This window comes from Caballeronia sp. LZ033 (assembly GCF_031451265.1).
Lineage (GTDB): Bacteria > Pseudomonadota > Gammaproteobacteria > Burkholderiales > Burkholderiaceae > Caballeronia.
The window spans coordinates 792,470-805,695 of record NZ_JARUXQ010000001.1 but is presented as its reverse complement, the minus strand read 5'-3'; the positions used below and the strand labels follow the sequence as shown (position 1 = coordinate 805,695).

Genomic DNA, 13,226 nt, shown 5'->3' with positions numbered 1-13,226 from the left:
TCCCGGCGCGGCACGGATCACACGACGTTCATCGCCATGGCGCTCGCGCGATAGTGTTCCGCGGCCTGCTGCGTGTCGCCGAGCTGCTCATGCAAACGGGCAAGCGCGCGATGCGTGCGGATCTTGAGCGGCTCGTTGTCGGCGAGCTTCAATGCCGATTCGAGGAACGCCTGCGCCTTGCCCCACAACTGCTGGTGCAGGCACAGCCGGCCGAGTGTGAAGAGCAGATCGGCGTCTTCGCTGCGCTCCTTCTGCCAGGCTTCGGCGCGCTGGATCAGCGGGAAGGCGTCCCCGCCGACGATACAGTCCGGATAACGCCGCAACAGCCGCGCATCCCAGTTGTGCGCGAGCGCGTCCTCGACGATCTTCTTCGCCTCCGCGCGACGGTCGAGCGCGATCAGCAATTCAGCAGCGAGATCGGCGAGACGCGGCGACTGACGCTCGGTAGCCGAGAGCGACTGCCAGAACTCGATGAGCGCATCGGGATTGTGCCGCCGGTCGCGCAGCAGGTTTTCCGCCGCGACCTGACGCAGCCGCACGGCCACCGCCGGATGGAGCGCCTCGCGCTTCTCCAGCATGCGCACGAGCTTCAGCACTTCACCCCAGTTCTTCAACTGCTGCTGCGCCCGCAACGCGATCTGCTGCGCATGGATGCGCCGGCCGCCCTGCGCCTGCATCTCGGTCAACGCGACAAGGGCGCCATCGGCGTCGCGGCCGTCGGCGCGCATGTCGGCGGTCGCCATCAGGCGCGCGTCCTGCCATTCGGGGCCGCCCACCTGCGCAAGCCATTCGTCGCGCCGGGCATATTCATGCAGCCGGTGCGCCGCACTCGCGCCGATCAGCCCGGCCGCGCCCTTGTTGTCGGTCACGGCGAGCGCGTCGCGCGCGGCCTTCTCGGCCTTCGAAAAACGCCCGGCATACAGATGTCCGACCGCGTCGCGCAGCGCGGCATTCGCCTTCGCCAGCTTGCTGCGCGCGCGATACGCCGCCACCCGCGACGGCATCTTCCAGACGCCGCGCGCCGCGCGGATCAGCGCGTACAGCACCAGGAACAACACCACCAGCGCGACCACGAACAGGTTCAGCGACATGTCCACGCGATACGGCGGCATCACCAGCAGGATCTGTCCGCCGTTGAAGCCGCCGACCGTCGCGACGATCACCGCGACGGCGAACAGCAGCGCAAGCCAGATGAGTCCACGAGTCGTCATCATCCGCCTCGCTTGAACTGGTGGACGGCGGCGAGGCTGTCGTTGAGGTTGGGCACGGATACCGCGAGCGATGCCTGGTCGACCTGCTTCACCAGTTCGCGCACCGCTTCCACCTTCTTCGACGACGGATCGAAATAGCGGGCCAGCGCGGCATCGGCGGCGCTCAGGTCCGACTTCAGCGTGGGTTCACTGCGCGAAAGCAGCGACAAACGCGCCGACAGCAGCCGCAGCTTGACGTTCTCGCGCACGAAGTAGCCTTGATCCGGCGACGTGAGCATGGCGTCGGCGTTATCGATGCGGCGCACCGACACGAGGCTCGACAACTGCTGGCCGATGCCGCTCGTGATCTGCCGCCACAGCACCTTCCAGCGCGGCTCGCCGGTGGCCGCGGCGATGGAGGCGCTGTCGGCGGGCGCGGCGGCCTGGGCGCGCGCACGGGCGAGCGGCGCTTCGCCGGCGAGCGGCAGCTGGTCGATCTGGCCGATGGCGGTATCGAGCTTGATGGCCAGACCGGTGAGGTCGGTGGTCGGCGCGGACTTGAGCTTGTCCATGTCCTGCGCGATGGCTTTGCGGATCGCCACGACCTGTGGGCCATTGGTTGCCGCGAGGCGGGTGTCGGCGCTTTGCAGCGCGAACAGCGCCAGTTGCACGTTGCCGGTCAGTTGCAGCTGCTGGCTTGCGCTCGACAGGATCTGCTCGACTTCGGCGACGGTCCAGTCGTCGCGATTGCTCGCGAGATCCTGATATTGCTGCTGCAACGCCTGGCTGTGCGCTTCGGCGTCCGCGAGCTTGCCTTGCAGCTGGATGAGCTGGGTGTTGAGCGCGGTCGTGGCGCTCGCGGCCTGATCGGCCTTGGCGCGCAGCTCGGCGTTCTGCTGGTCCGCCTGCGCGAGCCGCTGCGACAGTTGCGTGCCGGCGCGGTCGAACTTGCGGTTCAGGACGAACGCACCCGCGCCCGCCGCCACCGCCAGAATGACGACGACGACCCACAACAGGACGAGGCCCGCGCCGCTGCGCCGCTTCTGCTGCTCGAATGGCGTGAACGGCGTGTTGGGCGGCAGGGGCGGTGTCACGTTCGGCTGAGGTGAGTCTTTCTTGGAATCGTTCGGATCAGTCATGCGTGATGGAGCCGGTTGGTGGGCCGGTTGCGGGGCCGGTTGCTGGGCCGGGGCCGATTCGGAAGCCGGACCGGCGGCTGCGTCAGCCTCCGGATGCCGGTGGGTCTGGGCCGTTTGATGCGACTGGTGAGTCTGGGCCGATGCCTCCGCGCCGCTCATGCCGGACGGAAACAAGGTTCCCAGCGCGTGGACGATGCGGTCGTCACCCGCGCCGGACACCGTCATCCTATCAAAACCCGCCCCCCGCGCGGCCTCGGCGATGCGCGGATGGGGGCAGACCAGCGGCGCGCGTTTCAGGCGCGCGATTTCATCGGCAGTGAGATGCTCGTACGCGAGTTCGTTGAGATTGCGCACGCCTTCAGAGCTGGTCAGCAGCCAGGCGTGCAGCACGTCCTGCATGGGCGGCTCGCCGGTGAGCAGCGCGTGCACGCGCTCCCACTTCTGCATCGACGGCTCCGGCAGCACGCGCCGGTACGCCGCGGCCTTCTCCACCCGCGCGCCCGCGGCCACCAGGCGTTCGGCGAGCCACTCGCGGCCGCCGTCGCCGCGCACGATCAGCACGCGCCGGCCTTTGAGACCGGTGGCGCCGAACTCGGCTTCGATAGCCGCGTACAGCGCTTCGGAATCAAAACGGGGATCGGCTTTCTCCGCCGATGGTGTAATCACCCGCTGCGCGGGCGCATGCACGCCCTGGCGCGCGAGCGCGGCCACCGAGCCGGGTCCTACCACCGCCACCGGCAGATCCGCAGGCCACGGCGCAGCGAGCCGGCTGAACGCGTGATCGATCGCGTTCGGCGACACGAACACCACCAGCGCGTAACGCTCCGGCGCATCCGGCGGCAGATAGAGCTGATCGAGCGCGGCGCGCAGCGGGGCGTCGTCGGCGACGGGGGCGATGTCAATCAGCGGGAATTCCAGCGTGTCGAATCCGGCGCTGGCGAGACGCGCGAGCAGCGTGGACGACTGTCCCGCCGGACGCGTGACGATGACGGTGGCGCGGCGCGGGCCCGGCATCAGGAACGCGGCCCCGCGGGCGCCGTGTTCGGACCGTCGCCGGCACGCGAGGTGGCGAGCGCGGCGACGATCTCCAGCGCGCCTTGCGCTTCGAGATCCGTCGACACGCGCTGGCCCAGCGCGAGCGCGGCGGCCAAGTCGGGCGCGCGCACGGATTCCTCGGCGCGCAGCACGCGCCGGCCATCCGGCATCGATACCGCGCCGCGCAGATGCAGCGCGTCGCCCTGCCACTCGGCGTACGCGGCGAGCGGCACTTCACAACTGCCGCCGAGCGCGCGCGATACCGCCCGTTCCGCTTCGACGGCCAGCGCGGTCCGCACGTCGTGCAGCGGCGCGAGCCACGCGGCGAGTTCCGCGCGGTCGGCGCCGATTTCGATGCCGAGCGCGCCCTGCCCCGCCGCCGGCAGGCTCTGCGACGGTTCGAGACGCGCGCGGATGCGTGCTTCAAGACCGAGCCGCTTGAGACCCGCGGCCGCGAGGATGATCGCCGCATATTCGCCGCGGTCCAGCTTGCCGAGACGCGTATCGAGATTGCCGCGCAGCGGGCGCACGTCGAGGAGCGGAAAACGTGCGCGGATCATGGCTTCGCGACGCAGGCTCGAGGTGCCGACGACGCTGCCCGCCGGCAGCGCTTCGAGCGACTCGAAGTGCGGCGAGACGAACGCGTCGCACGGATCGTCGCGTTCGAGAATGGCGCCGAGCGTGAAGCCTTCGGGCAGTTCCATCGGCACGTCCTTGAGCGAATGCACCGCGAGATCGGCGCGGCCTTCGGCAAGCGCGGCTTCGAGCTCCTTCACGAACAGGCCCTTGCCGCCGACCTTCGACAGCGTGCGATCGAGGATCTGATCGCCGCGCGTGGTCATTCCGAGGATTTTCACGTCGCAACGTGGATATAATTTGTGCAGCGCACACCGCACATGTTCGGCTTGCCACAGGGCAAGGCGGCTTTCCCGCGAAGCGATGGTCAGGGTTGCGGGCGGTGTCGCCGAATGCGTCTCGGAATTCATTGATGCTTGAGTGAATGACGGGATTGATGAATGGACATTAGCGAACAATGGTAGCACGCACGCCACGGCTCACCGACCCGCCGGCATTGCGCGAAAGCCTTGTCCGATGCGCCTTTCGGGGCATTCGCAGAACGTCGGGATGCAGCGGGAAGGCGGCTCCGCGCCGCCTTCCCGCGGTTCGCGGGCCGCGACGCGGTGAATCGCGCGGCATGCTGTCGCAAGTTTGAAGCACGGCCGTTCGGCGGCCGGCGCTTTCTCGCCGGGCCAACGCGCCGGTCCGGCGTTTCGAGTCGATGTGCCCTGGCTTTGCCGCTTCTGAGAGGAACTCAACGTGACGTCTTCTGCATCGGCTCGCTCCGCGCGCCGCAACGCCGCATCGCCCAAGTCTTCCCCCGCTGGCACGCCCGCACCCGCCAGCGCCAGCCAGCCCGCCACCGTCGCCAAGGCGTCGAAGGCCGCCATCGCGCCGAAACCCCGGCCCGGCATCAAGGCCGCTTCGAAGTCGGCGCTGAAGTCCGTCCCCAGACCCGCGCCGAAGACGCCCGCGGCGTCGAAATCCACGTCGAAGCCCTCCACCCGCGCGCGCGACGACAAGGACCGGCCGCTCTTCGAAGACATCCGTTTCCTGGGCCGCCTGCTCGGCGAAGTGCTGCGCGAGCAGGAAGGCGACGCCGTGTTCGATGTGGTCGAAGCCATTCGCCAGACGGCCGTGAAGTTCCGCCGCGAAGACGACGTCGAGGCCTCGCAGACGCTGGAAAAGAAGCTGCGCGCGCTGTCGCCGGAACAGACCGTCTCGGTCGTGCGCGCGTTCAGCTACTTTTCGCACCTCGCCAACATCGCCGAAGACCGTCACCACAACCGTCGCCGCCGCATTCACGCGCTGGCCGGCTCCGGCTCTCAGCCCGGCACGATTGCCTACGCGATCGAACGCATGCGCGAACAGCAGACCGTCAGCGCCACGCGCAAGCAGCTCGACAAGTTCTTCGGCGACGCGCTGATCGTGCCGGTCCTCACCGCGCATCCGACCGAAGTGTCGCGCAAGAGCATCCTCGATGCGCAGCACGACATCGCCCGCCTGCTTGCCGAACGCGACCAGGAACTGACCGCGCGCGAACGCGCCCGCAACGAAGCGGTGCTGCGCGCGCGCGTGACGTCGCTGTGGCAGACGCGCATGCTGCGCGACGCGCGCCTCACGGTCGCCGATGAAATCGACAACGCGCTGTCCTACTACCGCGCCACCTTCCTGGCCGAGATTCCGGCGCTCTACGCGGACATCGAGACCGCGCTCGGCGAACACGGCCTGCCCGTGCGCCTGCCGCCGTTCTTCCAGATGGGCAGCTGGATCGGCGGCGACCGCGACGGCAATCCGTTCGTCACCGGCGAAACGCTCGACACCGCGATCACCCGCCAGGCGACGGTGATCTTCGAACACTATCTGGAGCAGGTGCATCTGCTGGGCGCGGAACTGTCGGTGTCGAACCTGCTGGCCGGGTCGAGCGAGGCCTTGCAGGCGCTCGCCGACGCCTCGCCGGACCAGTCGGTGCATCGCACGGACGAGCCGTACCGGCGCGCGCTGATCGGCATGTACACGCGACTCGCGGCCAGCGCGCGCGTGCGGCTGGGCGAAGGCGTCGTGGCGCTGCGCAGCGCCGGGCCGGGCGCGCCGCAGATCCGCGCGACGCCCTACGCGGATGCCACCGAATTCACCCGCGACCTGCACGTGCTGGTCGATTCGCTCGCCGAGCACCATGGCGCGTCGATGTCGATCCTGCGGCTCTCGCCGCTCGTACGCGCATCCGAAGTGTTCGGCTTCCATCTGGCGAGCATCGACTTGCGGCAGAGCTCGGACATCCACGAGGCGGTCATCGCCGAACTGCTCGCGCGGGCCGGCGTGAATGCCGACTACGCGGCGCTCTCCGAGGAAGAAAAGCGCGCGGTGCTGCTGAAGGAACTGGCCCAGCCGCGTCCGCTGCGCCTGCCGTACGCCGACTATTCCGATCTCGCAAAAAGCGAGCTCGGCGTGCTGGAAGCGGCGCGCGAAACCCGTCGCAAGTTCGGCGCGCGCGCCGTGCGCAACTACATCATTTCGCATACGGAAACCGTCAGCGACCTGCTGGAAGTGATGCTGCTGCAGAAGGAAACCGGCGTGCTGCAAGGCTGCCTTGGCAACCGGGAAGATTCCGCGCGCGACGGCCTGATGGTGATTCCGCTGTTCGAAACCATCGCCGACTTGCGCAATGCGCCGGTCATCATGGGCGAGTTCTTCGCGCTGCCGGGCATCGACGCGCTGGTGCGCAACCAGGGCAACGAGCAGGAAGTGATGCTCGGCTATTCCGACAGCAACAAGGACGGCGGCTTTCTCACGTCGAACTGGGAGCTGTATCGCGCGGAACTGGCGCTGGTCACCTTGTTCAAGGAACGCGGCACGACGCTGCGCCTGTTCCACGGCCGGGGCGGCACAGTGGGACGCGGCGGCGGCCCGACCTACCAGGCCATCCTGTCGCAGCCGCCCGGCACCGTCGATGGGCAGATCCGCCTGACCGAACAGGGCGAAGTGATTTCGAGCAAGTTCGGCAATCCCGAAATCGGCCGGCGCAATCTGGAGACGGTGGTCGCCGCGACACTGGAAGCCTCGCTGCTGCCGCATGAAAACGCGCCCGCGCAGCTGCCGCAATTCGAAGAAGTGATGCAGACGCTCTCGGATGCGGCGATGGCCGCGTACCGCGCGCTCGTCTACGAGACGCCGGGCTTCACCGACTACTTCTTCTCCTCGACGCCGATTGCCGAGATCGCCGAGCTGAACATCGGCAGCCGGCCGGCCTCGCGCAAGATGCAAGATCCGAAGCAGCGCAAGATCGAGGACCTGCGCGCAATTCCCTGGGGTTTCTCGTGGGGACAGTGCCGCCTGCTGCTGACCGGCTGGTACGGGTTCGGCAGCGCGGTGAGCGCGTATCTGGACAAGACCGGCTCCGAGGAAGAACGCGGCAAGCGGCTCGCCCTGCTGCGCAAGATGTGCAAGACCTGGCCGTTCTTCAAGAACCTGCTGTCGAACATGGACATGGTGCTCGCCAAGACCGATCTCGCGGTCGCGTCGCGCTACGCGCAGCTCGTCAGCGACAAGAAGCTGCGCAAGCACGTGTTCGAGCGCATCGTCGCGGAGCATGAGCGCACGTGCGCCGTGCTCGCGGAGATCACCGGCCGCGGCGAACGTCTCTCCGACAACCCGCTGCTCGCGCGTTCGATCAAGAACCGCTTCCCGTATCTCGATCCGCTCAATCACCTTCAGGTCGAGCTGCTCAAGCGGCATCGCGCGGGCGATCAAAACGTGCGGCTGCGGCGCGGCATTCACCTGACCATCAACGGCATCGCGGCCGGCCTGCGCAACACCGGCTGATGCGTGGCGGCGCCGTGTGCGGGCAGCACCACGGCGCCGCTGACCTCAGTCGCGCCTCTGCGCCTCGATCAGCATCGCATCGAGTTCAAACGAGCCATCCTCCGTCACGCTGAAATACTGGCGCACTTCGTCGGGCGCGCTGTTCCACATCGAGCGAATGGCCGTCACGCGCTCGGGCGGCGTGCGCATCCGCGTTACCCACGCATCGAATCCGAGCGGAATGCGCCAGCGTTCGCCGACACGCGCCTCGAAGCCGGCGGCATCCAGCATCGCGAGCCATTCGTCCGCGCGATAGTCGCGGATATGCGAGGCGTCGCGCAGTATTTCGATGGCCTGGATATGCGTGTCGTACAGCGGATCGTCGATCCCCGCGATGTCGATGAAGCGCAGCCGCCCGCCCGGCTTCAGCACCCGATGCACCTCCCGCAGCGCCGCCGGCACGTCGCGCCAGTGATGCGCGCTCATGCGGCTCACCGCCCAGTTGAACGACGCATCCGCGAACGGCAGCGTTTCCGCCGCGCCCTGCTGCGTGCGGATCGTCGTGAGCCCGCGCTCGCGCGCCGCGGCTTCGACCGTCGCCAGCATCTGCGGCGCGATGTCGTACGCCACCACCTCGCGCACGTGCGGCGCGATTGCGAAGCTCGCGTGGCCTGCGCCGCAGCCCATGTCCAGCACCGTCGCGTTGCCGCAGGTGGCCGCGAAGGTCGCGGCGAGCGTCTGCAGATCCGCGCCGCTCGCGTGGACGGCGCTCGTGAGATAGGCGGCAGCCGTGCTGCCGAAGGCGTCCGCGACCTGATCGTGGTGTTTCATGGCGAATCTCCGGTTCGGTGTGGGGAAGGTGTGGCGCTACAAGCCGCTACAATAGAACCCGCCCTGTACCGGTACAAGTCAAGCAGTTATTCTGGTATCTCCACCACCTGTCATCGCTGAACCCTGTTTTCAGCGCTTTGCATGAGCTCCATCGAGAAACACGACATCCTCGCCGAAACACCCGCTCGCGCGCTCGGCGAGTTCATCCGCGCGCATCGCGAACGCCTCTCGCCGCAGGCCGTCGGGCTGGCGCCCGGACCGCGCCGCCGCACGCCCGGCCTGCGCCGCGAGGAAGTGGCGCAACTGTGCGGCGTGAGTCCCACCTGGTACACCTGGATCGAACAGGGCCGCCCGGTGTCCGCCTCCGCCGACGCGCTCGCGCGCATCGCCGTCGCGTTGCAGCTGTCGCGCGCCGAACGCGCCTATCTGTTCGAGCTGGCCGCGCAGCGCGATCCCGCCGAGCCCGATCCCGCCAGCCAGGACGCGCCCGCCGCGCTGCTGCAGACGGTCGGCCTGATCGGCGCGCCGGCTTACGTACTGGACCGGCAATGGAACGCGCTGCGCTGGAACGCGCCGGCGGCGGAGCTGTTCGTCGGCTGGCTCGACGGCGCGCACGACCGCAACCTGCTGACCTACACCTTCACGTCGCCGGCGGCGCGCGAGCTGATCGTCGACTGGGACACGCGCGCGCGGCGGCTCGCGGCCGAGTTCCGGGCGGATTCCATCCGCCATCTGAACGATCCGCCCACGCGCGCGCTGATCGACACCCTCAGCGCCGCGAGCGACGCGTTCGCGCGCTACTGGGCGTCGCAGGACGTGTTCGAGCGCGAGGGCGGCGAACGCGGGTTCAATCATCCGGCGCGCGGCCGCGTGGTGTTCAACCAGATCACCTTCAAGCCGGCGCATCGCGAAGATCTGAAGCTCGTGATCCTCGTCGGGGAAGCGTGACGCCTTTTGTTAAAATCCCAGTCTTCCGGCGGCTCCTCGCGCCGCTTCCTCCGACCGCCACAGCACAGCACATCACCATGAGTTCCCAACTCCACAAAAAAGGCGAGGCCTGGTCCGCGCGCTTCTCCGAGCCGATGTCGGAGCTCGTCAAACGCTATACGTCATCGGTATTCTTCGACAAGCGCCTCGCCCTCGTCGACATTCAGGGCTCGCTCGCGCATGCCTCGATGCTCGCGGCGCAGAAGATCATCGGCGCCGACGACCTCGCGGCCATCGAGCGCGGCATGGCGCAGATCAAGGGCGAGATCGAGCGCGGCGAGTTCGAGTGGAAGCTGGACCTGGAAGACGTGCATCTGAACATCGAGGCGCGCCTGACCGCGCTGATCGGCGACGCCGGCAAGCGCCTGCACACCGGCCGCTCGCGCAACGACCAGGTGGCGACCGACATCCGCCTGTGGCTGCGCGGCGAGATCGACCGCATCGGCGAGCTGCTGAAGGATCTGCGCGGCGCGCTGATCGACATGGCCGAGCAACACGCCGACACCATCATGCCCGGCTTCACGCATCTGCAGGTCGCGCAGCCGGTGACCTTCGGCCACCATCTGCTCGCCTACGTCGAGATGTTCTCGCGCGACGCCGAACGCATGCGCGACGCCCGCAAGCGCGTGAACCGCCTGCCGCTGGGCGCGGCGGCGCTGGCCGGCACGAGCTATCCGATCGACCGCGAGGCGGTTGCGAAGACGCTCGACTTCGAGGGCATCTGCGCGAACTCGCTCGACGCCGTGTCGGACCGCGACTTCGCGATCGAATTCACGGCGGCCGCGGCGCTCGTCATGACGCACGTGTCGCGCTTCTCCGAGGAACTGGTGCTGTGGATGAGCCCGCGCGTCGGCTTCATCGATCTGGCCGACCGCTTCTGCACCGGTTCGTCGATCATGCCGCAGAAGAAGAACCCGGACGTGCCGGAACTCGCGCGCGGCAAGACCGGCCGCGTGAACGGCCACCTGATGGCGCTGCTCACGCTGATGAAAGGCCAGCCGCTCGCCTACAACAAGGACAATCAGGAAGACAAGGAGCCGCTGTTCGACACCGTCGATACGGTTGCCGACACGCTGCGCATTTTCGCGGAGATGGCCGCGGGCATCACGGTGAAGCCGCAGGCGATGCGCGCCGCCGCGTTGCAGGGCTTCTCCACCGCCACCGACCTCGCGGACTATCTCGTGAAGCGCGGCCTGCCGTTCCGCGATGCGCACGAGGCGGTGGCGCATGCGGTGCGCATCTGCGTGGACCGCGAATGCGACATCGCGGACCTGTCGCTGGACGAGATGCGCAAGGAACTGCCGAACGTCGCGCATCTGATCGGCGAGGACGTGTTCGATTATCTGACGCTCGAAGGCTCGGTCGCGAGCCGCGCCCACGCGGGCGGCACCGCGCCGGATCAGGTGCGGGCGGCGGCACGGGCCGCGCGCGCGGCGCTTTGAACGCGCGAGGTTTCACAGCGCCCTGAAGACCCTCCGAGGCCGTTCGCAAGAACGGCCTTTTTCGTTCCCGGCCGCGACGCAGTGTCCCTGCGCAATGCCTGGCTGATTCGCGATAATCGGGTGTCGCGCCCTCCACACCCATCACACGCTCCACGCCATGATCATCCGCCCCAAGCTCAACTGGTTCCGGCTGTTGTTCGTCTGGCGCGGCTCCGTGCTGCCCCAGCTTCTGCCGCGGCTCGGGCTGATCTTCGCGTTGTCGGTGACGGCGATCGTCATGCACGACACCATGCGCACCTATCCGGTCGAACTCGGCACGCCGCCGTTCGCGCTGGTGGGCATCGCGCTCGCGGTGTTTCTCGGCTTCCGCAACAGCGCGGCCTATGAGCGCTGGTGGGAAGGCCGCAAGCTGTGGGGCGCGCTGCTCAACACCTCGCGCGCGCTCGGGCAACAGGCGCTGTCGCTGGCTGCCCGGCGCGAGCCGGTGCAGTCACGGCAGTTCCTCGCCGCGCTCGGCGCCCTCGCGCATGCGCTGCGTCACCAGCTGCGCGGCACCGACGCCCTCGCCGATCTCGCCCCGCGCGTGCCGCCCGAGCTGCACGCGCGCCTCGCGGCAGCCACCTTCCGCCCGGCGCTCATCATGCTCTGGCTCGGCGAATGGGTCGCGGAGCGTCAGCGCGAGGGCAGCATCGACGGCTATGCGGTGCTCGCCTTCCAGCACAACCTGAACGTGCTGTCGGATGTGATCGGCGGCTGTGAACGCCTCGCCTCGACCCCGTTGCCGTTCTCGTACTCGGTGATGATCCATCGCACCATCTATCTGTTCTGCGCGTTCCTGCCGTTCGGTCTCGTCGACGGCGCCGGCCTGCTCACGCCCTTGTTCGCGTTGCTGCTCGCCTATGCGTTCATGGCGCTCGAAGCCATCGCGGCGCAAATCGAGGACCCGTTCGGCAACGAAGAGAACGATCTCGCGCTGAACACCATCTGCGAAGGGATCGAAACCGCGCTGCATGACCTGGCCGCCGACCCCGGCTTCGTGCGCGCGCCACGCTGCGCGACGAACACGCCCGACTACATTCTCGATTGACCTTCCGTCCTCCCGTGCAGGGTGCGCATGACATCGTCGATAATCGTGCGCTCTCAACCCGGAGGAAACGTTTTGAAACTGTTCTACAAGGCGGGCGCGTGCTCGCTCGCCTCGCATATCGCGCTCGAGGAGTCCGGCGTGGCCTACACCACCGAAGCCGTCGATCTCAAGACCAAGACCACCGCGAGCGGCGCCGACTTCAGCCAGATCAACCCGAAGGGCTATGTTCCCGCGCTGTTGCTCGACAGCGGCGAACTGCTGACCGAAGGTCCGGCGATCATGCAATACGTCGCCGATCAGGCGCCGGCCAGACATCTCGCCCCGCTTGCCGACGCGATGGCGCGCTATCGCCTGCAGAGCTGGCTCACGTTCATCGGCACCGAACTGCACAAGAACTTCTCTCCGTTCTTCACGCCGGGCGTGGGCAGCGATTCCCGGGCCATCGCCATGGCCACGCTTGAGCGCCGTCTCGCGTATGTCGCGCAGCACATCGATGACAAGCAGTTCCTGCTCGGCGACGACTTCAGCATCGGCGACGGCTATCTCTTCACCGTGCTCGGCTGGGCGAAGCATGTGGATCTCGATCTCGGCAAGTGGCCGGCGCTCGTTGCGTATCAGGAGCGGGTCGGCGCGCGGGCCGCCGTGCAGGCGGCGATGAAGGCGGAAGGCCTGATCTGAAGCGCGCGGCATCGTGCGGCGCACTCGCGTATTTCATCCGCAGATGCGCCGCACCAGCCATTTGTACATACGGTCGAGCGTCGGCACGATGCGGCGCTCGGTCCAGTCGAACGACAGCATGGCCACGGACACGAGCATCGCGCTGCACACGAAACCCGCGAACCACGGCTCGACATGCGGCCAGTCCAGCAGCGCGCGGCATGACAGGTAGTAACCGCCCACCAGCGAGATGACGAAGAAGATCGCCGCGCGCCATGACGAATGCTCGCGCGAGCGTGTCAGGTGAATCAGCGCGCCGCACACAACGCCCAGCGCGTGCGCCGGATCGGCATGCATGTCGGATGCCGACGGATCGAGGCAGCGCACCATGTCCATCAGGCATTCGGACCCGCAAGGCGCGAACGGATAGAGAACGATCATGATCTGAAGTGTGCAACGTGAGGTTCCGGCCGCGCGGCGGCGCTCTTGAAGACGCCGC

General features: G+C 67.9%; 10 protein-coding genes. 5 read left to right on the top strand and 5 right to left on the bottom strand.

What is annotated here, in order from left to right:
• Positions 1-17 precede the first annotated feature (17 nt).
• The 3 genes from QCE62_RS03580 to hemC are packed head-to-tail and all read right to left on the bottom strand — an operon-like array spanning position 18 to position 4,350.
• Entirely contained in the window at positions 18-1,211 is a 1,194-nt protein-coding gene (locus tag QCE62_RS03580; protein WP_309811419.1) for a heme biosynthesis protein HemY, read from the bottom strand.
• Positions 1,211-3,343, bottom strand: coding sequence for a fused uroporphyrinogen-III synthase HemD/membrane protein HemX (hemDX, locus tag QCE62_RS03575; protein ID WP_309914399.1), 2,133 nt, complete (start codon positions 3,341-3,343; stop codon positions 1,211-1,213). The genes QCE62_RS03580 and hemDX overlap by 1 nt, the downstream gene beginning before the upstream one ends.
• Complete coding sequence (gene hemC / locus QCE62_RS03570; protein ID WP_309914396.1) at positions 3,343-4,350, bottom strand: hydroxymethylbilane synthase; 1,008 nt, start codon at positions 4,348-4,350, stop codon at positions 3,343-3,345. The genes hemDX and hemC overlap by 1 nt, the downstream gene beginning before the upstream one ends.
• 331 nt (positions 4,351-4,681) lie before the next feature.
• Here hemC and ppc point away from each other — a divergent pair, with 331 nt between their 5' ends.
• Complete coding sequence (gene ppc / locus QCE62_RS03565; protein ID WP_309914393.1) at positions 4,682-7,744, top strand: phosphoenolpyruvate carboxylase; 3,063 nt, start codon at positions 4,682-4,684, stop codon at positions 7,742-7,744.
• A 45-nt stretch (positions 7,745-7,789) separates the two neighbouring features.
• Here the strand turns inward: ppc and QCE62_RS03560 are convergent, their stop codons facing one another.
• Positions 7,790-8,554 (bottom strand): class I SAM-dependent methyltransferase, encoded by a 765-nt coding sequence (locus QCE62_RS03560; RefSeq protein WP_309914390.1) that lies wholly within the window; start codon positions 8,552-8,554, stop codon positions 7,790-7,792.
• A 141-nt stretch (positions 8,555-8,695) separates the two neighbouring features.
• Here QCE62_RS03560 and QCE62_RS03555 point away from each other — a divergent pair, with 141 nt between their 5' ends.
• From QCE62_RS03555 to gstA, 4 genes are all read left to right on the top strand, one after another.
• Complete coding sequence (locus tag QCE62_RS03555; protein ID WP_309914387.1) at positions 8,696-9,502, top strand: helix-turn-helix transcriptional regulator; 807 nt, start codon at positions 8,696-8,698, stop codon at positions 9,500-9,502.
• Between the two features lie 77 nt (positions 9,503-9,579).
• Positions 9,580-10,983, top strand: coding sequence for an argininosuccinate lyase (gene argH / locus QCE62_RS03550; protein ID WP_309914384.1), 1,404 nt, complete (start codon positions 9,580-9,582; stop codon positions 10,981-10,983).
• Positions 10,984-11,140: 157 nt separating this feature from the next.
• Complete coding sequence (locus QCE62_RS03545) at positions 11,141-12,070, top strand: bestrophin family ion channel (RefSeq protein WP_309914381.1); 930 nt, start codon at positions 11,141-11,143, stop codon at positions 12,068-12,070.
• A 72-nt stretch (positions 12,071-12,142) separates the two neighbouring features.
• Positions 12,143-12,748, top strand: a complete 606-nt coding sequence (gstA, locus tag QCE62_RS03540; RefSeq protein ID WP_309914378.1) for a glutathione transferase GstA — start codon at positions 12,143-12,145, stop codon at positions 12,746-12,748.
• A 33-nt stretch (positions 12,749-12,781) separates the two neighbouring features.
• Here gstA and QCE62_RS03535 read toward each other — a convergent pair.
• On the bottom strand, positions 12,782-13,226 hold a 445-nt coding region (locus QCE62_RS03535), incomplete at its 5' end, for a hypothetical protein (protein ID WP_309914375.1).

Coding starts and splice junctions, on each gene's coding strand:
- QCE62_RS03580 (WP_309811419.1), bottom strand. CDS start 1,211: ATGACGACTCGTGGACTCATCTGGCTTGCGCTGCTGTTCGCCGTCGCG.
- hemDX (WP_309914399.1), bottom strand. CDS start 3,343: ATGCCGGGCCCGCGCCGCGCCACCGTCATCGTCACGCGTCCGGCGGGA.
- hemC (WP_309914396.1), bottom strand. CDS start 4,350: ATGAATTCCGAGACGCATTCGGCGACACCGCCCGCAACCCTGACCATC.
- QCE62_RS03560 (WP_309914390.1), bottom strand. CDS start 8,554: ATGAAACACCACGATCAGGTCGCGGACGCCTTCGGCAGCACGGCTGCC.
- QCE62_RS03555 (WP_309914387.1), top strand. CDS start 8,696: ATGAGCTCCATCGAGAAACACGACATCCTCGCCGAAACACCCGCTCGC.
- argH (WP_309914384.1), top strand. CDS start 9,580: ATGAGTTCCCAACTCCACAAAAAAGGCGAGGCCTGGTCCGCGCGCTTC.
- QCE62_RS03545 (WP_309914381.1), top strand. CDS start 11,141: ATGATCATCCGCCCCAAGCTCAACTGGTTCCGGCTGTTGTTCGTCTGG.